The 21640-nt window shown below is 39.1% G+C and carries 27 protein-coding genes and 1 tRNA gene; 18 read left to right on the top strand and 10 right to left on the bottom strand.

From position 1 onward, the window contains the following. Together B9A52_RS15680 and B9A52_RS15675 are read left to right on the top strand one after the other, a co-directional pair. Positions 1-438 carry a hypothetical protein gene (locus B9A52_RS15680; RefSeq protein WP_084121365.1) on the top strand — a complete coding sequence of 146 codons (438 nt, stop codon included), beginning with the start codon at positions 1-3 and terminating at the stop codon, positions 436-438. Then, a complete protein-coding gene (locus B9A52_RS15675; RefSeq protein WP_084121364.1) occupies positions 432-1730 on the top strand; it encodes a peptidoglycan recognition protein family protein in 1299 nt (432 codons plus the stop codon). Before B9A52_RS15680 ends, B9A52_RS15675 begins: the two co-directional genes overlap by 7 nt. 138 nt (positions 1731-1868) lie before the next feature. Here the strand turns inward: B9A52_RS15675 and B9A52_RS15670 are convergent, their stop codons facing one another. The 4 genes from B9A52_RS15670 to B9A52_RS15655 form a co-directional block, all read right to left on the bottom strand. Beyond that, positions 1869-2813: a DUF4097 family beta strand repeat-containing protein gene (locus tag B9A52_RS15670; RefSeq protein WP_084123553.1), complete on the bottom strand. Its 945-nt coding sequence runs from the start codon at positions 2811-2813 to the stop codon at positions 1869-1871. After that, a complete protein-coding gene (locus tag B9A52_RS15665; protein ID WP_084121363.1) occupies positions 2806-3195 on the bottom strand; it encodes a TM2 domain-containing protein in 390 nt (129 codons plus the stop codon). Before B9A52_RS15665 ends, B9A52_RS15670 begins: the two co-directional genes overlap by 8 nt. Continuing rightward, positions 3188-3493 (bottom strand): DUF2752 domain-containing protein, encoded by a 306-nt coding sequence (locus B9A52_RS15660; protein ID WP_084121362.1) that lies wholly within the window; start codon positions 3491-3493, stop codon positions 3188-3190. The genes B9A52_RS15665 and B9A52_RS15660 overlap by 8 nt, the downstream gene beginning before the upstream one ends. Positions 3494-3603: 110 nt before the next feature. Beyond that, the gene (locus tag B9A52_RS15655) at positions 3604-4689 is read right to left on the bottom strand and encodes an oxygenase MpaB family protein (protein WP_084121361.1); all 1086 of its coding nucleotides are present in this window, start codon (positions 4687-4689) and stop codon (positions 3604-3606) included. 52 nt (positions 4690-4741) lie between these two features. Between B9A52_RS15655 and B9A52_RS15650 the strand changes: the two genes are divergently transcribed. Next, positions 4742-5641 (top strand): TolB-like translocation protein, encoded by a 900-nt coding sequence (locus tag B9A52_RS15650; RefSeq protein ID WP_084121360.1) that lies wholly within the window; start codon positions 4742-4744, stop codon positions 5639-5641. 241 nt (positions 5642-5882) lie between these two features. Continuing rightward, on the top strand, positions 5883-6668 hold the full coding sequence (locus tag B9A52_RS15645; RefSeq protein WP_172805225.1) for an AAA family ATPase: 786 nt from the start codon (positions 5883-5885) through the stop codon (positions 6666-6668). A 20-nt stretch (positions 6669-6688) separates the two neighbouring features. Here B9A52_RS15645 and B9A52_RS15640 read toward each other — a convergent pair whose 3' ends face one another. From B9A52_RS15640 to B9A52_RS15630, 3 genes are all read right to left on the bottom strand, one after another. Then, positions 6689-7303, bottom strand: coding sequence for a hypothetical protein (locus tag B9A52_RS15640; RefSeq protein WP_157370178.1), 615 nt, complete (start codon positions 7301-7303; stop codon positions 6689-6691). 140 nt (positions 7304-7443) lie between these two features. Next, positions 7444-7860 (bottom strand): hypothetical protein, encoded by a 417-nt coding sequence (locus B9A52_RS15635; RefSeq protein WP_157370177.1) that lies wholly within the window; start codon positions 7858-7860, stop codon positions 7444-7446. Between the two features lie 454 nt (positions 7861-8314). Then, positions 8315-9871, bottom strand: a complete 1557-nt coding sequence (locus B9A52_RS15630; RefSeq protein WP_157370176.1) for an AbgT family transporter — start codon at positions 9869-9871, stop codon at positions 8315-8317. Between the two features lie 81 nt (positions 9872-9952). Here B9A52_RS15630 and B9A52_RS15625 point away from each other — a divergent pair, with 81 nt between their 5' ends. Then, positions 9953-10909 carry an endonuclease/exonuclease/phosphatase family protein gene (locus B9A52_RS15625; protein ID WP_084121355.1) on the top strand — a complete coding sequence of 319 codons (957 nt, stop codon included), beginning with the start codon at positions 9953-9955 and terminating at the stop codon, positions 10907-10909. A 19-nt stretch (positions 10910-10928) separates the two neighbouring features. Then, the gene (locus B9A52_RS15620) at positions 10929-11834 is read left to right on the top strand and encodes an SMP-30/gluconolactonase/LRE family protein (RefSeq protein WP_084121354.1); all 906 of its coding nucleotides are present in this window, start codon (positions 10929-10931) and stop codon (positions 11832-11834) included. A gap of 158 nt (positions 11835-11992) precedes the next feature. Here the strand turns inward: B9A52_RS15620 and ung are convergent, their stop codons facing one another. Continuing rightward, positions 11993-12655, bottom strand: coding sequence for a uracil-DNA glycosylase (gene ung / locus B9A52_RS15615; protein ID WP_084121353.1), 663 nt, complete (start codon positions 12653-12655; stop codon positions 11993-11995). 77 nt (positions 12656-12732) lie between these two features. Between ung and apaG the strand changes: the two genes are divergently transcribed. Together apaG and B9A52_RS15605 are read left to right on the top strand one after the other, a co-directional pair. Then, positions 12733-13119: a Co2+/Mg2+ efflux protein ApaG gene (apaG, locus tag B9A52_RS15610; RefSeq protein ID WP_084121352.1), complete on the top strand. Its 387-nt coding sequence runs from the start codon at positions 12733-12735 to the stop codon at positions 13117-13119. A 2-nt stretch (positions 13120-13121) separates the two neighbouring features. Further along, complete coding sequence (locus B9A52_RS15605) at positions 13122-13901, top strand: O-methyltransferase (RefSeq protein ID WP_084121350.1); 780 nt, start codon at positions 13122-13124, stop codon at positions 13899-13901. Here B9A52_RS15605 and B9A52_RS15600 read toward each other — a convergent pair. After that, positions 13895-14488, bottom strand: coding sequence for a class I SAM-dependent methyltransferase (locus B9A52_RS15600; RefSeq protein ID WP_084121349.1), 594 nt, complete (start codon positions 14486-14488; stop codon positions 13895-13897). The two genes, B9A52_RS15605 and B9A52_RS15600, sit on opposite strands and share 7 nt — an antisense overlap. A 40-nt stretch (positions 14489-14528) precedes the next feature. On the opposite strand from B9A52_RS15600, the gene B9A52_RS15595 reads away from it, so the two are divergent. The 4 genes from B9A52_RS15595 (at position 14529) to rplI (ending at position 16799) form a co-directional block, all read left to right on the top strand. Continuing rightward, a complete protein-coding gene (locus tag B9A52_RS15595; RefSeq protein WP_084121347.1) occupies positions 14529-15443 on the top strand; it encodes a hypothetical protein in 915 nt (304 codons plus the stop codon). 250 nt (positions 15444-15693) lie between these two features. After that, positions 15694-16065 (top strand): 30S ribosomal protein S6, encoded by a 372-nt coding sequence (rpsF, locus tag B9A52_RS15590; RefSeq protein WP_084121344.1) that lies wholly within the window; start codon positions 15694-15696, stop codon positions 16063-16065. Further along, positions 16062-16313, top strand: coding sequence for a 30S ribosomal protein S18 (gene rpsR / locus B9A52_RS15585; RefSeq protein WP_084121342.1), 252 nt, complete (start codon positions 16062-16064; stop codon positions 16311-16313). The genes rpsF and rpsR overlap by 4 nt, the downstream gene beginning before the upstream one ends. A gap of 42 nt (positions 16314-16355) precedes the next feature. Further along, entirely contained in the window at positions 16356-16799 is a 444-nt protein-coding gene (gene rplI, locus B9A52_RS15580; protein WP_084121340.1) for a 50S ribosomal protein L9, read from the top strand. Between the two features lie 71 nt (positions 16800-16870). On the opposite strand, the gene B9A52_RS15575 is transcribed toward rplI, so the two are convergent. Next, positions 16871-17119, bottom strand: coding sequence for a hypothetical protein (locus B9A52_RS15575; protein WP_084121338.1), 249 nt, complete (start codon positions 17117-17119; stop codon positions 16871-16873). A gap of 193 nt (positions 17120-17312) precedes the next feature. On the opposite strand from B9A52_RS15575, the gene trhA reads away from it, so the two are divergent. The 6 genes from trhA to B9A52_RS15550 all read left to right on the top strand — a co-directional run bounded on the left by trhA (position 17313) and on the right by B9A52_RS15550 (position 21468). Then, entirely contained in the window at positions 17313-17945 is a 633-nt protein-coding gene (gene trhA / locus B9A52_RS15570) for a PAQR family membrane homeostasis protein TrhA (protein WP_084121336.1), read from the top strand. Positions 17946-18072: 127 nt separating this feature from the next. After that, the gene (locus tag B9A52_RS15565; protein ID WP_084118939.1) at positions 18073-18882 is read left to right on the top strand and encodes a tyrosine-type recombinase/integrase; all 810 of its coding nucleotides are present in this window, start codon (positions 18073-18075) and stop codon (positions 18880-18882) included. After that, positions 18882-20054 (top strand): IS91 family transposase, encoded by a 1173-nt coding sequence (locus B9A52_RS15560; protein WP_084119319.1) that lies wholly within the window; start codon positions 18882-18884, stop codon positions 20052-20054. The genes B9A52_RS15565 and B9A52_RS15560 overlap by 1 nt, the downstream gene beginning before the upstream one ends. Positions 20055-20068: 14 nt before the next feature. After that, positions 20069-20242, top strand: coding sequence for a hypothetical protein (locus tag B9A52_RS25635; RefSeq protein WP_157370054.1), 174 nt, complete (start codon positions 20069-20071; stop codon positions 20240-20242). 252 nt (positions 20243-20494) lie between these two features. After that, positions 20495-20567: transfer RNA gene (locus B9A52_RS15555), tRNA-Gln, on the top strand. A 301-nt stretch (positions 20568-20868) separates the two neighbouring features. Beyond that, positions 20869-21468, top strand: a complete 600-nt coding sequence (locus tag B9A52_RS15550) for a GrpB family protein (RefSeq protein ID WP_084121334.1) — start codon at positions 20869-20871, stop codon at positions 21466-21468. The last annotated feature ends 172 nt before the right edge of the window (positions 21469-21640 follow it).

Genomic DNA, 21640 nt, shown 5'->3' with positions numbered 1-21640 from the left:
GTGTCCAAGCAAGTTGATACCATAGTGGGATGGGTAAAAACCATTGAAAGGGAAATTTTGGAAATGGATATTTCCTCCCGGGAACTCCAATCCACCTATTGGTTTGACTTTGTGGAGCAGGTAAAAGCGGATTTAAACCATTATCAGATTCCGACTTTTGTGGACAAGGATATTACTAAAGGCTGGTATCAGGACAGGTTTTTGGATTGGTCAAACTTGGAAATTGAAATGTTTCTAAAACCCATTTCCAATTCTATATGGGTAAGGATTCCTGTAGCTATTCAGTTACTACTTCAGGCAAAATATCCGGCCAAATATGAAAACCAACTCTATTTAGTTTGCACTCCAAATGAGAAAAACGCCAGAAGATTGCTGGTCACATTTTCAAAATTTGAGGGCAAAATCAGTTACAAGGTCAAATTCCAAGAAACATGGTAGATCCTTTAGAAATACCTGGAATGAAAGATGTCAGGATGTTGCTTAAAAAGCATCATTCCAAGGAATATGGTTACAGACCCATCAAATCAGTTACCTATATTGCCATCCACCATAGCCTGACAAAATCAGGTAGTGCGGAAGCTTTTGCAAGATATCATGTAGCCACTAACAATTGGCCAGGATTGGGTTACCATTTTGTGATTGAAAAGGATGGGATAATGAAGTGGTGCAATGAAATTGAAAAATCAACTTACCATGTTGGTAATAGCAACAGATTTTCGGTGGGTATTTGCCTCACAGGAGATTTCCGAACAGAGAAGCCAACAGATTTACAATGGAAGTCATTGAATACCTTGACGAAATGGTTGATGAGGGAATTGAGCATTGAGCCTGAAAATGTCTTTGGGCATTCTGAATTTTCTGGATATGCCTCCAAACAATGTCCCTGTTTGGATATGGATAAAATCAGGCTAAGTCTGAAAGAGAAGAAACAGCCATCCAATAAACCATTCAACTTTGCAAAATATTATCCCAATCCTACGGGAAAAATCTATAGGCTTTCTGAATTATTTTCCAAAATAAACCACCTTTCTCCACCTGAACTTAAAAAAATCAACCCCCAACTGACTTCAGAAGCCACAACCAAACCACCTGATGTTCAGATTCAACCAAGTCCGGAAGCACCTATTTCCCAAGAAGTTTCCTCAGAAATATCCACCTATATACGGATGATGGAGAAAGAAGGGTATTCCATCAACTATGATGACAGCAAGGATTATAATCTCAATATTTTGGGATTGAGGACACCCAATCATATCCCTAATAAATTTGATGACTCTTTGGTTGTGTTCTGGAAATTCAATGGCACTTGGCATATCAAAAAGTACAAAATCACCACCGATCCAGGGACAGGTCCACTTCTGAATCTAAATAAAAAAGGAAATTCAAACGGTACAGCCATCCTCAAAAAAGGGCAATATAAAGACTCCCACATAATCGGCTATCATAAAAAACAATACAGGGCATTGGTTCAGGCCAATCCTGTGACTGTAATCAGAGACAATAACTGGGACAATATCCTTGACTTTGATAACGGAAGGGAATTTACAGGAATTTTTGGCATCAATATCCACAGGGCCAACGAACATCGGGAATCTCAACAGGTCGACGCTTGGTCTGCAGGATGTCAGGTATTTGCCAACCCTCAAGATTTTAAGGAGTTTATGGATATGTGTACCAAGAGCAATCTGGAGTGGAGGAAGAATTTTACTTATTCGTTGATAAATGTTTGAATGAATACAATTTCCCTATCTATAATATCGAATACCTAACATCGAATCTTCAATTTCGAATTATCAATCCCCCAAATCTTCCAATCCACCACGGCGGACATTTTTTTTCAATTTTAAAATTTTCCATTTCTCTCCCCCCTAATTCCAAATCCTTATACTCCCACTACTCACCTTCCCTCTTACGGTATTGGAAGATCCATTATCAATATTCAATTTCTTCCCTGAAGAATCATCTCCTACTTTGACACTGCCACTATTGGCGCTGAGGTCAAAGTTGAAATCTTCAAGGTTGGAGTTGGTTTGGATGGTGATGCTGCCGGAGTTGGCGTTGAAGGTGCTGTTTTCTCCCAAACCGGAACTTTCAGCCCTGATACTGCCTGAGGTTACTGTCAGTTCTCCGAGTTCTTTTACATTGATAAATTTCATGGAACCGGAGTTGGCTTTGGCGGTGACCAGACCCTGAATATCTTCCAGTTTTAGGCTTCCGGAAGAGGTCTTGGATTCCACATCTCCTTCCACATCGATCAGGGAAATATTTCCCGAATTCACCTGGGCTCTCACATCCCCGGTCAATCCTTCGCCTTTAATACTTCCTGAGGATGCAGTCAGGTTGATATCAGCCACTTCCAAACCGATTGCTTTGATGCTTCCTGAATTTACCTTCAGGTCGATGACCCGATGGGTTACATTCATCACTTCAAGGGAACCGGAGTTGTTATTCAGGTTGAGTTTGATATCCTCAGGTCCGGTCAGGCTGATATATCCTTTGTGTTGGTTGCCAAAATTCCATCCGTCCATACTTTCCCCCACCACTTCAATCTTGAGTTTGGAGCCGGATTTACGGTACCTGACTTCCATGGCACTACTTTCCGGTGCTTCGAGATAGGCATCGAGATAAACTTCCGCATCTCCGCTCCTGCCCTCATAAGTTACTTCCAGAAACCTGCCATCCAATTCTATTTCTTTGATATCAGCAAAGGTTTCTTCATAGTCCTTGGTGACGGTTTTCTCCGGCGCAAAGCAGGAGGCCAAGAGAAAACCGCTTACCAAAATCCATCCAAACTTTTGCACAGCCTTAAGCATTGTCATTGGTATTTGCATTAGGCATATAACTTCCGCCATTGGACATCATGTTCAAAGTTTCATGTGCAATCCTGATATTGTATTCGTAAGCTAGACTTTTGTAATTGACCAAATCGACAATGGTACCTATAAAACAAAGACCAACGGTCAATAAATAAAGGATACCCAATCCGATCTGTCCGAGGATAAACCTGTGCAGTCCGGCAAATCCAAAGAAACCCAACAAACAAAGAATCAAAATCATTTGGTTGTCTTTTCTTCTTGCACGGTAAACCTGTGCAAACAAATTTGCCTGGTCGTCATCCATATTTTTCAAAATTCCCTGGATGTAACCCAATTCCATTCCTTCCAATTCAGGAAGATGTCTCAATACATTAGCCATAGTGATTAGTAGTTTTTAAGTTTCTGATCAATTCGAAAATGCGGTAACCGATTGCAGCGAAAGCAAACATCGCCAGCGGATGCATGGACCATGATGCTTTGATGTCCCCTTTGGTCAACAGACTCATGGCCCTTCCCAATCCACATCCCGGACACCAATGGAATCCTAAATTATCCAAAGGGCAAAGGGTGAAGTGTTGGGCACCATAAGGATCTATGAAAAGTATCCCTATCAGGGCTCCTATCCAAAAGATCAGTTCCAAGGGTAAGCGTTGGAATATGTTACCGATTTTTTTCATTTGATCAGTAAAGTACGAAAAGGATGCCACAAGGCAAAAACATCGTTTTTAACCTTAATTAACGTTTTATGTAATCAGGCTTGACCCGAACACGGACAAAAAGTGTACGATTATGAACGGGGTATAACTGGAATATTCAAGGTAAGTTCCTCCCCAAACCGACCTTTACTCTGGGCTAAAAACTGTTGCCGGGTTTTCTGATAGTTGGATTTCAAACCGCCTTGCTGCACAAAACTCAAATCCAAAATCAAACCGTAAAGTCCTTTGGGTAATTTTACCCTTTGGGAAATACCAACAGCCTGTGCAGCTTCTTTGCCCAAAAAATAAGCGACCATGGTTTCAGAAAAAGCCGTCAGATTTTGATCGGGTATGTTCTTTTCAAAAAATCCCAACAAGGAGCGAGTCAGGGTTTCACCTGCGACTGATGCTTTTAAGTTTCTTTTCCGGATCAATTTTTCCAATTCATATGCTTCCTTGGCTGTTTCAGGCCAATAGGCTGTATCAAGTCCTAAATAATGACCAATGATTTTCCAATAATGCAAAACAGCTTCATGCACCTCAGTTCCCGGAAATTTACCCAGTTTTTCCATCCCGCGCATGACGATCAGGCTAAACGCTAGGTTGGTCCCTATTAAGTCTTCCTGATTGATGGGTGTTCCCCATTCAGGCTGCCAATCTTTAGCATAATGACTGACAAAGTACCTGCTAAAAGCATGAATCAAACGTACCTTGGCAATGGTCAATAAGGCCTGATCATTGCCAACAAATGTTCCCGGTCTATAGCTATCCAATAAAAAAAGGACTGTCTCCGAAAGTCTTCTTCCGATATCCTCAATAATTCTTTTGGATCGGATCAAAACCTGGGCACCATCTGCGAAAGCATAGCAATAGGGCAATGAATAAAAACCCAATAAGGCCAAATACAGATTTGATTCTTTGTCAAAAAAGCCTTGCACAATCTTTACTTTGTTGGGATGGATAAATTCAGGTTTATGAAAAAATGCCTGGAAAAAAATCTGAACTGGTTCAGGAAATTGCATCAACTCATTTTCTTCCGGCAAATTTATCCAACTGTTGATGGCAATACATAAATCGGGCCTGTTGAGCAGGGCTTTTACCGCCTCATCGGCCAATTCATCCCCCCTATTTCTCAGGCTGTTAAAATTCTTGTCGGTATATAAACTCAATTTTTCCACACCTTTCTAACCTTCATTTCGTAATTTAGTTTTTGATTTGAAATGATTACTTATGAAACCCATTAAATCACTGATTGCTATAGCCTTTTCCTGTTTACCAATTATGGCTTTTACTCAGATCTCCTCGGATTTGATAGCTGTGGATGTAAAAGTCACTGGCAGTAAATTGACTATCACAGCAGGTTCTGAATTCCTGATTACAGACAGGCCCCTATATGACAATCAACCTGCATTTATCAATGATATTCAAATGGCATTTTCCGCTGCGGATGAAAAAGGAAACCATGATATCATCATTTATAATTTTGAGTCCGGAAAATTCACCAACCTGACCAAAACCGCTGATCTTAATGAATTCTCCCCTTCTCTTACAGATTGCGGGCTTTATGTTTCTGCTGTGACGGTAGAAGAAGATGGCAAACAAAGGCTTTGGCTTTATCCTACCAACTTTGGAGAACCTGAATTATTGTATGATGATATCGCACCGGTTGGGTATTATGATTGGTATGATAACAAAGCCGCAATGTTTGTGCTTGGCCAACCCAATACTTTGGTTTACCCTTACAGCAAATCTGATGTTCTAACCATCAGTGAAAATGTAGGAAGGGCTATCAAAAAAAGACCGAAAACCAGCATCATCACCTATGTGGACAAAAATGATTTCAAAGAAATCGCAGGGGAAAAAGCTTTTGCCATCAAGGGTTTTGACCTTGAAAACAGGCAGTACCAAGAGTATGGTTTGACCATTCCTGGAGCGGAGGATTTGATATGGCTCAATAAAAATCTGATCCTGATGGCCAAAGACAATGAACTTTACATCAAAAAAGCAAATGAAAACACTTGGCGCAAAGCAGGTGAGATTAATTTTCCAGGATACAAAAATATCAGCAGAATGGCTTATTCTACTGAATTGGAGAAATTGGTGGTGGTGATGGAGAGGGTTGAAGATTGACTAAGTACAAAGTACAAAGTACCAAGTACCAGGTACCAGGTTAGTAGTCAGAAAAGGCATAGTCATTCAAAACGAGCCTTTCGGAATCCAGAAATCCCTTCTTGTTTCCCCGATTTACATCCGGATAGGCCTTGTTTCTTGGTTCTTGATTCTTGTTTCTTGTTTCTAAAATCACTTGTCTTACGTCTTGTGTCTTGTATCTTATGTCTAATCCCAAATCTAAAATCTAAAATCTAAAATTGTGTCCTACCTCCACGACATATCCATTCCCTCCGGCAGCAAAGACAAATTCCCGTTTTCCTTACCTGCGTTCGAGAATTTCCATGGTTTAAGGTTTGAAAGTCCAATTACGGTCTTTGTTGGAGAAAATGGTTCGGGCAAATCCACCTTGCTGAAAGCCTTGGCCATCAAGCTAAATCTCCCTGCCATTGGAAGCAGTGATTTGGAGTCAGATGAAACGCTGAATGAAATCAAGGAATTTGGGGAAAGCATCAAGACCAGATGGACCAACAAAGCTTATAGAGGCTTCTTCTTCAGGGCGGAGGATTATTTTGGTTTTGTCAAAAGGTTGAAAAACCTTGACCGGGAACTCAAAGGAGATATTGTGGACTTTGAAAAAAGGCTGAGTGGAACAGGATTGAAATTGGCTGTTGGGGCGGTTTATGGTCAAAAAGAAGCCTTATTGAGAAAATATGGGGATTTGACGAAAGTGTCCCATGGTGAAGGTTTTTTAAAGGTTTTGCAAGGTAGGTTACAACCCGAAGGTATTTACCTGATTGATGAACCTGAAGCGGCGCTTTCACCACAACGGCAATTGGCTCTTTTTTCCTTGATCAAAAATCTGGCTGAAAATAATGCTTGTCAGTTTATCATTGCTACCCACTCCCCTATTTTGATGACTTTGCCGAATGCCACCATTTTTCAATTTTCGGAAACTATACAAAAAGTGAGATTTGATGAAACAGAACATTTCACGATCATGAAAAACTTTTTGAATAATCCGGAGTCTTTTTTAAGGTATTTGTAAACCCACTAACCAATCATTAATTAAAAAAAATAGATAGGATTGGTGGCAATACTAATAATTACAACTGCCAAGAACCCTCCCCCAACTGCAATAATTAATAGGCCTGTTCGCTTGGAATTGAATTTTTTGACCTCGATTATTTCAATTTCATTTATAGGTATTTCTACCTTCTCAGTTGAAGACTTAGAATCATTTTTTTGGCTGCCCCATGAATCACCATAAACAATACCATCTTCGAATTCTTCGAAAAACATATAAAGTTGTTGGCCATTTTCTTTCTCTATAAAAACCCTATCCCCCTTTTTTATTTTATACAAATCGCTGTTGTAGAACTTCTGGATTTCATCATTTGATAATTCAGAACTTTTTTCTATCACTCTAATCCGACTTATTCTTGTGATTGGTATTGAGAAATCAAAAGGTTCAACTTTTTTCCAACTTTCAGGATTTCTTAAAGCCATACCATAAAGCATCCCTTCTGAAACAGATGAAAATAGAATTTCTTGCCTTTTGTCAGTTTTATCTCTGATCTTGATTTTATCACCGGGTGTCATCCCTTCAAAATACTTTGAGGAAAGTGTGTCTGACATATCATTACCCAATATCAAAGGACTGGATATGCTTTTTATATTCATGTAAGATGAACATGAAAAAAAAGGAAATAGCAGTATGGATACAAGTATTGGATTTATGCTGTTGGCCAAAATTTTCATGAGCTTATTTCATTATGATTTATCAAAATATATGAACTATAAATAATTCTATAGACCATCAATTACCAGGTATATCCTATGTTCAAGTTATTGGATGCGTAAATGCCTATTCCAACCAAAATCACCGAAGGTATAAGGGCCGTTAGCCAAGGGTTCAACTTATATCTTTTTGCTTCATCCATTTCTTCAAAACCCAAAAAATAACTATCTGATTTTATTGGCTGAGAGCCATCTTTCATAGTCTTCAAGGTTCCTGAACCATATACACCCTTCTCTGACAATTCATTCAGTCTCAATAGTAAAACCATCCCTTCTTTGGTAGAGAATTCATATTTCTTTCCAATTTCAAAATCCTTAGGTGTAAAAACATAATCGTCAGGAACTTCTCTTTTTTTCAAAACATCTGTATAAGTAAAACAAGATGTGAAAAGCATTAAAAATGCAATAAAGATTACCATTGAGCAATATTTCCTTTTCATAGCGATAACATTTAAATTTAAAATTTAATACTCGGACGATTAAGATTAAAAGATTCTGATGATGAAACCTATCAGTAATTTGTATTCAAATGAACTTTGGCCAATTGAAGTCAATTGCAACCCTGACAAGGTTACAAAGGAAAACTTCAGATAATGGCAAACCATCACAAGAAATAAATTGAGGTTTTTTTTAACAACTTTTTGAATTAAACAAAAGCTTTCTTCCCAATTCAGTCTCTACCAAATTTATTAAATGCTAATTCAATTTGTAAAAAATAAAAAATAAAATATCAGCAGTAATCAATAATAATATTATTAAAATAATTAAAAATCAATAATCCCTTTATTGAATATCGAAATTCCAAATAGGTTTAACCTTTTGATTTTTAAAAATTCATTCCGGAAAAGTTTTCGATTGGATCCAATCTGATCATTCATGATGTAGGAATTCCTGCTAAGGAGCAACCATCACATACTCATACGTACTCTGCAATCCCAAAGGAATTCCCAAAGTCCAATAAAGCAATAAAAACGCAGTCCAGATCACCAATAAGGCAATCGAATAAGGTATCATCATCGAAACCAAGGTCCCGATGCCAGTTGATTTGACATAGCGCTGACAGAATACCACGATCAAAGGGAAATAGGGCAATAAAGGTGTGATGATATTGGAAACTGAATCCCCTACCCTATAAGCCGCTTGTGTCAGATCGGGTGATATTCCCAATTGCATCAACATAGGCACAAAAATTGGGCTGATCAAGGCCCATTTGGCGGAAGCTGAACCTACCAATAAATTCACAAATGCGGTCAGCAGGACTATCCCCACAATCGTTATTTGGGCGGGTAAGTCAAGTGCCCTAAGAAAATTGGCACCTTTTAAAGCTGTCAAAGCCCCAATGTTGGATTTACTGAATGCATCAATAAACAAAGCACAGAAAAAAGCCATAACAATATAATAAGACATACTGCCCATGGCTTTACTCATGGAAAGCACTATGTCTTTGAGGGACTTATAAGTGCCCGAAGCAAAGCCGTATACCAAACCCGGGATCCAAAACAAAATAAATATCAAGGGAACAATAGACTTCATCAGAGGGGCGTCTTTTGAGGTGATTTCCCCTACAGAATCTCTCAAGGCTGAATCATGCGGGATTGCCCAAATCAACAGTAAAGTAAAACAGGCCATCATAGTAGCAAAAGCAAACCAAAAAGCTTTCTTCTCCTTCGAATTTAAGATTTCCATTTTAGGGATATCATCCATATTTTCATCCACTTCCACATTTCTGTTCAGTCTAGGTTCGACTACCCTATCCGTCAGGTACCAAACCACACTGATCACTATCAAACTCGATAAACCGGTAAAGTAAATATTGTTAAGAGGGTTTAGGGTTATATCCGCGTCTAAAATCTGAGCAGCAGACTGGGTAAAACTCTGAATGAGCGGATCAATGCCTGACGGGATGAAATTGGCACTGAATCCTCCCGAAACTCCTGCAAAAGCAGCTGCAATTCCTGCCAAAGGATGTCGACCCGCAGCATAAAAAATTACTCCGCCCAATGGAATCACCAACACATAGCCTGCATCTGCAGCAGTATGGCTGACAATGGCCACCAAAACCAAAATCGGAGTAAGCAACATTTTAGGCGTTACACCCAACAAAAATTTCAAACCGGCATTGATAAATCCTGAATGCTCCGCAACTCCCACACCCAACATGGCCAAGAGAACCACACCCAATGGAGGAAAGTTGATGAAAATACCTGTCATATTGGCCAAAAAAGCAGCAAACTGAGAGCCTGTAAGGAGGTTCTGAATCCTTAGTTCCCCACCGGACCTTGGATCAATAGCCCCAAAATCTATGGGAGACAAAAGGGCTGATAAAACCCAGGTAATCAGCATCAAAAACAAAAACAAAATTGCGGGATCAGGAAGCTTGTTACCGGCTTTTTCTATAAAATCCAGAAATCTATCCAAAAAGGTTTTCGATTTGTTCTGCATATTGCTCATAAAGGATTAAATTGGGTATCATCAAAAATAAGAAGCCTTTATTGTTTTCAAACCATTTAATCCACTCTTTTAAAATTATATATGGAAATAAATCTAAATTTTCCTCCAAAAGAAATCGGGGACGAACTCAAAGAATTAAAAAAATTTCTGGATGATCTACTTCCGGCAAAAAAACTGGATAGAAATGTACTGATCTGCACCTGGAATATCAGGGTTTTTGGTGGATTGACCATGGAATGGGAAGCATCGGAAAATAAGTCACCAAAAAGAGACGCACACTCTCTTTTATGCATTGTTGAAATCATCAAAAGATTTGACATCATTGCTGTACAGGAAGTAAGAGGAAATATCAAAGCCTTGAGGGAAACTATGAAGTTACTCGGGCCTGATTGGAGTTTTCTGATCACAGATGTTACGGCCGGTTCCAAGGGTAATAATGAAAGATTGGCATTTATATTTGATAACCGTAAAGTGAAACTATCAGGTCTTGCCTGTGAAATCGTTATTCCCGATGATGTTTTGGAAAAAAACAGAGCCATTGACCCCAATGCCCTACAAAGACAATTTGCCCGAACACCTTATGGGGTAAGTTTTCAGGTCGCAGGCAAAACTTTTGTTTTATTGACACTTCATGTTTTATTTGGAACAAAATCACCGGACAGAGTCGCAGAAATCCAAGCCATTGCAGATTGGATTGCTGACTGGGCCAAAGACCTGAACTCTTGGAGTCATAGTCTTATCACTTTGGGAGATTTTAATATTGTTAAAACCGGAGACCCCACCTTTGATGCTTTTATTTCATCCGGTCTCTATGTGCCTGATGACATGCAGCAATTCGACAGGACAATATTTAAAAAAACATATTCATTTTATGACCAAATTGCATGGTTTGAAGATAACATCTGTCTGAAATATACCCGCGGTGGAATTGTTGATTTTAGAAATAATGTACTTAAAAATAGGAATTATACGCTCTCTCAGCTTTCTTACAGGATTTCAGACCATTTTCCCCTTTGGGCTGAATTTCTTACTCACTAATTGTAACAACCCAATACCAATGAAAAAAATACTTTATCTCAGTATTATTGCCATTCTAGGCCCCTTAGCTATTCAAGCTCAAATCATTGATAAAAAATCCATCGTTGCCAATAAGGCACAATTGGAGAAGATAGCTGATGGATTTACATTCACCGAAGGTCCTGCAGTCCAAAGGATCGGAGACGTTTATTTTACTGACCAACCCAATAATAAAATCCTCAAATGGTCTGAGACGAGAAATGAGGACAGTGTTTTTATGGAAGATTCAGGTAGATCTAATGGCCTGTATTTTGACAGAGAAGGTAACCTTATTGCCTGTGCAGATATGGAAAATCAGTTATGGTCCATTGATGACAAAGGAAATAAAAAAGTACTGATAGAAAACTTTCAAGGTAAAAAACTGAACGGGCCCAATGACCTTTGGATATCTCCTTTCGGTGGCATTTATATTACAGACCCTCTTTACAAAAGACCCTATTGGGACAGAGACCCCGAAATGCAGCAAAATGGAGAACATCTGTATTTCCTCTCAGCTGACAGGGTGCAGTTATTCCGAGTAGACGAGACATTGGTTAAGCCAAATGGCCTGGTGGGAACTAAAGATGGCAAAAAACTATATGTTGCGGATATCGGCGCCAACAAAACATATGTGTATAACATTGAAGAAGATGGGTACCTCACCAACAAACAACTTTTTGTGGAAATGGGCTCTGATGGTATGACCATTGACCATCGTGGCAATGTTTATCTCACTGGAAATGGAGTTACTGTTTTCAATTCCAAAGGAGATCAGATAGCGCATATTCCGGTTGATGAAAAATGGACTTCTAATGTGGTATTCGGAGGAATAGAACGTAAGACTCTATTTATCACTGCAATGGGTTCTGTCTACACCCTTCAAATGAAAGTAACCGGGGTTTGGTGATAAAAGCGAGAAGCGAAAAGCGAGACTTTAGACACAAGACTTAAGACATAAGATTAGGATTGAGAGGTTCTTCTGATCTTATGCCTTTAGTACCTGAAAATCAGGGCAGATTCAGTGTCTTAAATCTCGGCTCTCGCATCTCGCTTCGCTCTTCTCTCTTACCACTTAATCTCCTCCAACCCGGATTCCCTCAAATAGTCATTCGCTTTTGAAAAATGTCCACAGCCCAAAAAACCCCTATGGGCTGAAAGGGGACTTGGATGTGGTGCATGGAGTTTAAGGTGCCTCTTCTCATCAATAAACGCTGCCTTCTTTTGGGCATAGGCTCCCCAAAGCATAAAAACAATATTGCTTTTTTCTGTTGCAATTTTCCGTATCACTGCATCCGTAAATTCCTCCCAGCCCTTTTTTTGATGGGAACCGGCAAGGTGTGCCCTGACTGTCAGGGTAGCATTCAGTAACAAAACACCCTGATCCGCCCATTTGCACAAATCACCGTTTGAAGGCATCGATAAGCCCAAATCCCTGTTCAATTCCTTGAAGATATTCAAGAGACTAGGGGGAAAAGGCACCCCTTCTCTCACAGAAAAAGAAAGCCCATGTGCCTGTCCAGGACCATGGTATGGGTCTTGACCCAGAATCACTACTTTCAATTTACTAAAATGGCAATGTTCAAAAGCATTGAATATTTCCTTCCCTTTTGGAAAAACAGTCTGTTCACTATATTCTTTTTTGACAAAGTCAACTAAATTTATGAAGTATGGTTTTGAAAATTCCTCTTCTAAGATGTTTTTCCATCCTCCTTCTATTTTTACATTCATTTTTATACTGAATATCGTTGTATTTTTAATATAATCATTTACTTTTAATGCTCTAAAAGTCCAAACTTAAGAAAACAATGGTAATAGCCATCACTGAAGGAATAAAAGTGACCGTTGAAGTCACGTATCAGCCGGAATTCTCAAGCCCACATCAGCACCATTATGTTTTTACCTATAAGGTAAATATTGAAAACAACAGTTCCCATACCTTACAGCTGATGAGAAGGAAATGGGAGATTTCTGATGCCGGGGATGTAGCTAAAACTGTTGAAGGTGATGGAGTTGTAGGACAGCAGCCGATTTTGGAACCCGGAAACAAACATGAATACGTGTCAGGTTGCAACCTGAAATCCGGATTGGGAAAGATGCGCGGCTCTTTCTTTATGGAAAAGCTTTTTGACGGGAAATATCTGGAAGTCAAAATCCCTGAATTTCAACTCATAGCTGATATATTTGACAATTAAATTTGAAAAAACATCTCTATCCATTTTTTGCATATCTGAAATACTGGTTTGTCAAAGAAGACCAATTTGCTATTCAGTCTCCTTTTGTCTTTGATTTATATAATGGCCTTTTAGGTTTTATCCAGCAATCCAGAGAAAATGATCTGGATTTGGAAGTACTAAGAGAGAAACTCCTTAGCGATTTTGAAATCCTTGAAATTGATGATTTTGGTGCAGGATCAAAAAGATTGACCAAACCCTTCAGGAAGACTTCCTCAATCACAAAATACAGCAGCAGTTCAAGAAAATTTTCGCAGTTATATCAATATTTTGTTTCCCAAACTCCCGCTGAAGTGGTTTTTGAATTGGGTACCTGTGTGGGTCTAAACACCCGGTATCTAGCCAGAAATGTTAAGGGTAAGTTACTTACTTTCGAAGGTTCTAAGGCGCTATGGAATAAAGCCCAGGAAAACATCAGACCTGAAAACACGGAATATATCTTTGGAAATCTGCAAGAAACCTTGGCAGTGGCCATTCAGCAATACAAACTTATTGATTTTGCTTTAGTGGATGCTACGCATACGTATGAGGCTACCTTATCCTACTTTGAATTGATACTCCCCCATATCAAAGATTCAAGTATTATTTGCATAGCAGATATTCATTGGTCCAAAGAAATGAATGCTGTCTGGAATAAAATCAAGGTCCATCATGATGTTATCATCAGTCTGGATTTTTTTGAATGTGGTGTACTGCTTTTTGATAAAAAACTGACTAGAGGGCATTATATCCTGCATTATTGATTTTTCTGCAATGAAATAAAAACTTCATTTCCCTTTCTTGGAGTGATGGAATTATAGCAGATCTCAAGTTTCTGAATATCAAATTCCCTACTGAACAAGTTTCGGTATTCCTCTATATCCCCTCCAAAAGGCGGTCCATCATGTTCAAAATTCTTTGCAAAAAGCACTCCGACCAATTTTCCTGAGGGTTTTAGAAGTTCATTCATTTTTTTACAATAGTCCATCCTCCTCTCGGGATGTAAGGCACAAAAAAAAGTCTGCTCAATTATCAGGTCATACTGGCCTTCATGGAGGAAAAAATCCATATGATGCATTTGATTTTCGGGAAAATCGGGGCATGACCTTTGAAACTGCCGCAGTGGTAAAACTGAAATATCCAGAATATGCAGGTTTCTAAAGCCCTTTTTGAAACCATAAATTGCTTCATGACCATTACCTGCCCCGGGAATCAAAATTTTTAATTTTTTATTTTCTAATTGGTCTAAATATTGCTTTATGGGATCCGTCACCCTACCAGTATCCCAAGCTGTAAGATTATTTAGGTATCTTGTAGTCCAAAATTGTTCGTCCAGAAGGATATTAGACATAAAATTTATTATTTTGAGTAAAAATACAACTTAAACGTTTATGGAAACCAATCCTGTAAAATCCGATCGAAGAGATAACGGAAAAAACATCTTGATCATTGTTCTGATTATCCTTGTAATTATCAGCGGAATAAAACTCTACACTGACCACCTGGACAAGACAAGAAAGTCCGAGGAAATCCTCATTCTGTCTGAGGAAAACAATGAACTTAACAGAAGAATTGATTCTGTATCCTATCAACTTGATTTAAGAATTGCCGAAATAGGCAAGTTGGGCGGTGACATCAGTAGCCTTGAAGCAATAAGAGACCAATTGACACAAGAAAGAAATCTGGACAGGAAGCGTTCTGCTGAAGAGATTTCTGCCCTCAATCGCAGAATCACAAGCTACACCAAAACCTTGGAGGAAAAAGATGAGGAAATCATACGTTTAAGGGAGGTCAATCAGCAACTTTTTACCGAGAACGAAGAACTCAAAACAAGTCAGGCACAAATCGAAGAAGAAGTAGTTCAGCTGAATCTCAAAAAGCAGGAACTCCAAGAGAAAGTGGATATTGCCGCAAGACTAAAAGCTGAAAACATCACCATTTCAGCTGTCAACGCCCGGGGAAGGGAAAGAGAAGATGGATTCAGAAACAGGCAACTGGAAAGATTGAAAGTAACTTTCAACCTTGCAGACAATAAAGTCGCCAATTTTGGCCCAAGGGATATCTATGTGCAGATTATGGCACCGAACAATCAACCCATCTTTGACGTCGCAAGAGGTTCCGGTACATTTACCTTGGATGGTAGAGAAGAATTTTATACTGTTCATCAGGATTTGATCTTCAACAATTCGCAGCAGGAACTTACCTATTTTTATGAAAAAGGCAGCAAATATGCCACAGGCATATATGAAGTAAGGATTTATGCTGACGGTTATCAGATTGGATCCAAAAGTTTTGAAGTTAAGTAAGGAAAAGTTCACAAATGCGTTACCCTCTTTCCGCCCCTATTCGGGGCTCGGACAGGACTGATATATCTGTTATTCAAAAGCGATTTGGCCAGTCAGTTCGTGAACTGTTTCAAGCATTGGACTCAAAAGAGATAAAATAAACGGATTACCGGCCTTTAAGCTCTATTTCTTTTGTGTTTCTGTTTGGATAAAACCTAATATTCCCCTACTTTTGCGGTCTGTTTAACAAAAACAAAGCAAAATTATTATTATGTTCCAGAAAAATTATGAAACGGTATTCATACTTACTCCCGTTTTATCTGATGTTCAGATGAAGGATACCGTAGACAAGTTTGTAAACTTGTTAAAAACTGAGGGGGCAGAAATCATTAATGTTGAGAATTGGGGTCTGAAAAAATTGGCTTACCCGATTGAAAAGAAAAGCACTGGTTTCTATGTATTGATTGAATTCTTGTCAGCTCCGACTGTTATCAAAAAAATGGAGATTGAATTGAGAAGAGATGAAAAAGTAATGCGCTTCTTAACTACTGTCCTCGATAAGCACGCGGTTGCTTATGGTGACAAAAGAAGAAAAGGTGAATTTAACAAAAAAGTAGAAGCTAAGGAGGAGCCAGCAAAATGACACTTAAGAACGAACCAATCAATAGAGTAGAATTCAGAAAAAAATACTGTAGATTCAAAAAAAACGGTATCAAATATATTGATTACAAGGATCCTAACTTCCTTTTAAAATTCGTCAATGAGCAGGGAAAAATTCTTCCCAGAAGATTGACCGGTAACTCTGCCAAATTCCAAAGAAAAGTGTCCAATGCCATCAAGAAGGCAAGACATTTGGCATTGCTGCCTTTCGTAACTGACGGTTTGAAATAATCCGTTTTTGTTCGATTCATTCATATTTAAAATTGTACGACAATGGAAGTTATTCTTAAAACAGACATAAAAGGACTTGGTTATAAAAATGACATGGTGGATGTCAAATCAGGTTATGGTAGAAATTACCTTATTCCACAAGGATTCGCCGTTTTGGCTACAGGATCAAACAAAAAGATCCTTGCTGAAAACATCAAGCAAGCTGCCCACAAAGCAGAGAAAATAAAGACAGAAGCTGAAAACATCGCTGCCAAATTGGAAACTTTGACTTTGGAGATAAAAGCTAAAATCGGTGATTCAGGCAAAATATTCGGAAAAGTAACCACACTTCAGATCTCTGATGCTTTGGCATTAAACGGAATAGATATTGACAGAAAGAAAATCTCCATCAATATGCCTGTCCAGGGTGCGGGAGAATTTGAAGCTGAGGTAGATCTTCACAGAGAAGTGAAAAGCTTGGTGAAGTTTGTAGTTGTAGGTGAATAAAACCTAAAAAATATCATTCAATAAAAAAAGGCTTTCGTTTGAAAGCCTTTTTTTATTTAATTTTCTTCTGATTAATTCAAAACGATTTTTTCAAGATCATCTACCAATTTCTTGGCTACCGCTTTGCTGTTTTCTTCTCTTTTTGCCTTGAACAGATCCAATGCTTTTTTGCTTTTTTCGATTACGCCTACAGGATTGTTGTCTGCAACGTAGCTGTTCCAGCACCAGGAAAGCTCTGCGTGAAGCTTCTCATCCAAGTTCAATTTTTCAAGTTTCTCTAGAGTCGAAACAATTGTTTTTTCAGAAATTTTTACTGACATGATATTATAATTTTGGTTTAAATTTGATTCTTTCTTGTTTTGATATTATTCTGCAAAACAAAAGTAAATTTTCCATAAATACAAAATAATCAGACATTTAGTAATATAAATTTAAAATACAATCGATTTCGTTACCTTTATTTGGTGAAAATTTTTATTGTTAAATCAATAGTTAAACATTTACAAACAAAAAATGGAAAGAAAACAGAGCCCTCAGGAAGAATTTGCCAACAGCATCACACATGGATTTGGCATTCTTTTCAGCATCATTGCCATATCTCTATTGGTAACTTTTTCAGTTTTGAATGGCAGCACTTTGGATATTGTCAGTTGCAGCTTATTTGGGGGATCTATTCTCCTATTATATACTTTTTCCACCTTATATCATGCGACCCAACAAGAGAAGATTAAATCATGGTTGAGGACATTTGACCATATAGGTATTTACTTTTTGATAGCGGGCACTTATACCCCATTTCTTTTACTTGCTGTTGGTGGAACTTTCGGTTGGATTTTTTTTGGCATTGTTTGGGGCCTGACAGCTTTTGGGATAGTCTTCAAAATATTCTATACCCACAGGTTTCCCAAAGCTTCCCTGATTCTTTATTTATCAATGGGCTGGATGGGAATTTTTTTGATTAAGCCATTATTGGCATCCTTGTCAACTTCAACCCTGCTGATGATAGCGGCAGGAGGTATCAGCTACACTTTGGGTACTGTTTTTTATGTCAGGCAAAGCATGCGCTATGCGCACACGATTTGGCACCTTTTTGTATTGACGGGCACCATACTTCATTTTATTGCTATTATGTATATGTTGAACTAAACCTCCTTCGTCGGTAGTTTTTCTGTATTCCATCATAAAGGCCTGATTTTTAACAATATGTATTAAATTTATTCCATGTTCAATCTTTAACTAATTTAATCATGGAAAAAAAAGTTTGCGCCAGAGGATGTATGAGGAGATGTCCTACAGACATTATTCTCCCAGAAGCATCAAGACCTATCTTAGCCTGGTATCTGTAGTATCAGCTCATTTTGGAAAAAGTCCGGATCTGATCAGTATCCCCGAATTAAAGGACTACCTTTTTAAAAGGATCAGTTTGGACGGACTTTCGGTATCAAGCATAAACCAGACAATCAGTGCCTTTAAAATACTTTTCAAAGACGTGCTTGAAAGAGATTGGGATACTATCAGGATCAAACGGCCAAGACGTCCCAAGCTGCTTCCGGTTGTATTCTCAAAGGAAGAAGTGTCGCTTATCCTTAAGAGTATCAGGAACAGAAAACACTATTGCCTGATCGCTCTCACCTACGCCTCAGGACTCAGGATGGGAGAGGTAATCAACCTGAAACCCTGCGATATTGACAGCGACCGGATGCAGGTCAAAGTCAGGGGCGGAAAGGGTTATAAAGACAGGTACACACTTCTTCCGGAGCAGTTACTGGTAAAGCTCAGGGATTATTTCAGAGGCTACCGTCCACTTACTTACCTTTTTGAAGGCCAAGAACCGGGAAAGCCTTACAGTGAGACAAGCGCCCGCTGTATACTCAAAAAGGCTATGAAGAAAGCAGGGATAAAAAAGCAGGCGTGCTTCCATACCCTTCGCCATTCTTTTGCCACACATCTGCTCGAGCAGGGAACCAATGTCAGGATTATCCAAGAGCTGTTGGGACACAGGTCCCTTAAGACCACTACGGTTTACCTGCATATAAGCAACCTGACCCCCGCGCAGATCAAAAGTCCCCTGGATGAGCTTTGATGGAGGCTGTCAACAAGAGGAATGGTGGGGCCGAACTCTCAACAGTCCTGGATTCCCAAAAGGAGGTTTTCCTGTCGCAGAAGCATCTGTGCCCTGACCAGAGAAAGGCCTTTAACGACATCCTCCATTGCCGGACATCACAAATGGGCTCACACAGTCTCTGTTGTGACTCCTGCGGTAGGGTCAAAGTCTGCTATAACAGCTGCAGGAACCGCCACTGTCCGAAGTGCCAGTACATCAAGCAGCAGCTTTGGGTGGAAAAGCTAAAGTGCAGGCTTCTGCCTGTCAGGTACTTTCACGCCGTGTTTACGGTTCCTGAGTTTCTCAATCCATTGTTCTACATCAACCAGAGGTTCTGTTACAACCTGCTCTTTGAATGTTCTGCAAAAGCAGTAAAGAAGACGGCCCTGAACCCGGTATTTCTGGGAGTCGAAAGCGGCTGTCTGTCGGTACTCCACACTTGGGGCCAATCCCTGAACTACCACCCCCACATCCATATGCTGGTTCCTGCAGGAGGCCTTGACAGTGACGGGATGCAGTGGCTGTATGCCGGTAAAAAGTTCTTCGTTCCGGTAAAGGCCCTTTCGTCCGTGTTCCGGGGACTGTTCATGGAAAGGCTTCTGGGAGCACTGGAGGATAACCTTCTCAGGATACCTGACGGGCAGAAAGAGCTGTTTGCCGATATCAAAAGTCTGAAAAGGGAATCTTACGCAAAGATGTGGAATGTCTATATCAAGAAGACTTTCAGGGGGGCGGGCCAGGTGGTCAGCTACCTTGGCAGGTATACCCACAGGGTAGCGATCAGCAACAGCCGTATTCTGGATACAGATGGTGAAACCGTAAAATTCAGGTGGAAGGATTACAGGGACAACAAAACCAAAACCATGTTGCTTGCCTGTTCCGAGTTTGTCAGAAGATTTATGCAACATGTACTGCCAACAGGCTTCTACAAAATCCGCTATTACGGCATCTTGGCCTCGGCCAACAGCAACACCAAAATGAATGAATGTTTCAGGCTGTTGAACATAACAAGGGAGGTGTCATTTTACCATGGGCTGAGCACCTACGAGGTGATGGAGGAGATTTTCGGAGAAGAGATGTTCAGGTGTACCTGCTGCAAGAACGGAAGGATGGTCTTTGCCCCGCCCGGGGAAAAAGGAAACGGTCCCTGAATGAAAAAGCAGGGATGAAGTTCTTTGAAAAGCTGAAAGAAAAACAAAACAGAGGTTCTGTTACAGGGAAAGGTATGCCCGGTCCCAAACAAAATTTCCGAGGAAAAAAGCGGAATCCGTCCAAAACTTCAGGACAATGGTCCAAAACCAGACAAAACCTTCAAAGCAAAGCAGATAAATACCCATAGGTGTAGCACGGCTTAGTCCAACTATGTTTTAAACGCAATCTTGAAACGCCAATTTATTTTGGCTATTTTTTTGGCTAGATTGCGTCTAAAACACTTTACGTTGGTAGGAAAGTGATGGGTATATTTTTCAGTCTGACTTTAAAGCAATTAAATACATATTACAAAAATCTTACAAAACCGACTTGCATAAAAAAGAAAGTACCCCTACATTTGTGGCACCTTAAAGCAAGGTAATACTAATCAATCCAAAATTGACCGATGGTGTAACTGGCAACACGTCTGATTTTGGTTCAGAAGAGTCCAGGTTCGAGCCCTGGTCGGTCAACGAGTCCAAGTTTATATAAACTTGGACTTTTTTATTTTTTCACAATAGGTTCGGATGGAATTTTGTCATTTAAGTGTGATGTTTTCAGCTTGATGACGGAATCTAGAAGACACCAAGTCGAAGTGATGTTATAGTTAACTTTTTATCGCAAATTGAATGGAATTATCCATCATTTGGGATAACTGAGGCTATTTATTTTTCTCAAATACATTTCCTACCTATAAACCTAAATCTTCTCAAAACAGGATTTTCAAGTCAACTTCCGATAAGTTTTTAAAATAATGTAAATTGTAAATCAAAGATGAAAATTGAGATTGTACCATACGATAAGCATTGGGTGAAGGAATTTGAAAGGTTGAAAAAAGAGCTTTCGGTTATCCTTAATTCAATTCATCCCTCAATAGAACATATTGGCAGTACTTCTGTTCCGGGATTGTCCGCAAAGAACGTGATTGATATTTTGATAGGGGTAAAAGAAAAAAGTCAATTTGATACTGTAATCTATGAACTTGGGTTAATCGATAGCTATATTTATTATAAGGCTTTAGAGGCTGACCTTCCCAACAGAAGGCTATTTGTGAGGCTAAAAGATGGTATATCCTCCGCTAAATTTGGAAAAGTATTTTATCATCAGGACAAAATCCCACATGATGAAGTCAATCAAAGCAGGATAGCCAATGTACATATAGTTGAATTAGACAGTTCTGAATGGTTGAGGCATATTGCATTTAGAGAATACCTCAAAGCCCATGAAGGAGTCAGGAATGAATATGCCAAAATCAAAATTTCACTAAGCAAAAAAAACTGGAAACATGGTATGGAATACAATGCAGAGAAGAAAAGCTTTATTAAGAGCGAAGAAAAAAAGGCGGTTGAATGGTTTATGGCCGGCAGGAAATAATATGGTTTTCGGATTTTTTAAAAATTATTACATAGACGGTAAAACTCCTCAAACTTTTTATTTTGAATTACTTAACCATTAAAATGCTACTTAACACAAGTTTCAAACTAAATATGTACTGATAAAATATCAGTTGCCTGTAGAGGTCTTTTATTTTTGGATTTATGGATTA

The organism is Aquiflexum balticum DSM 16537 (assembly GCF_900176595.1).
GTDB lineage: Bacteria > Bacteroidota > Bacteroidia > Cytophagales > Cyclobacteriaceae > Aquiflexum > Aquiflexum balticum.
Note: the sequence above shows the minus strand (reverse complement) of the source record. Positions and strands in the feature narration are given on the sequence as shown.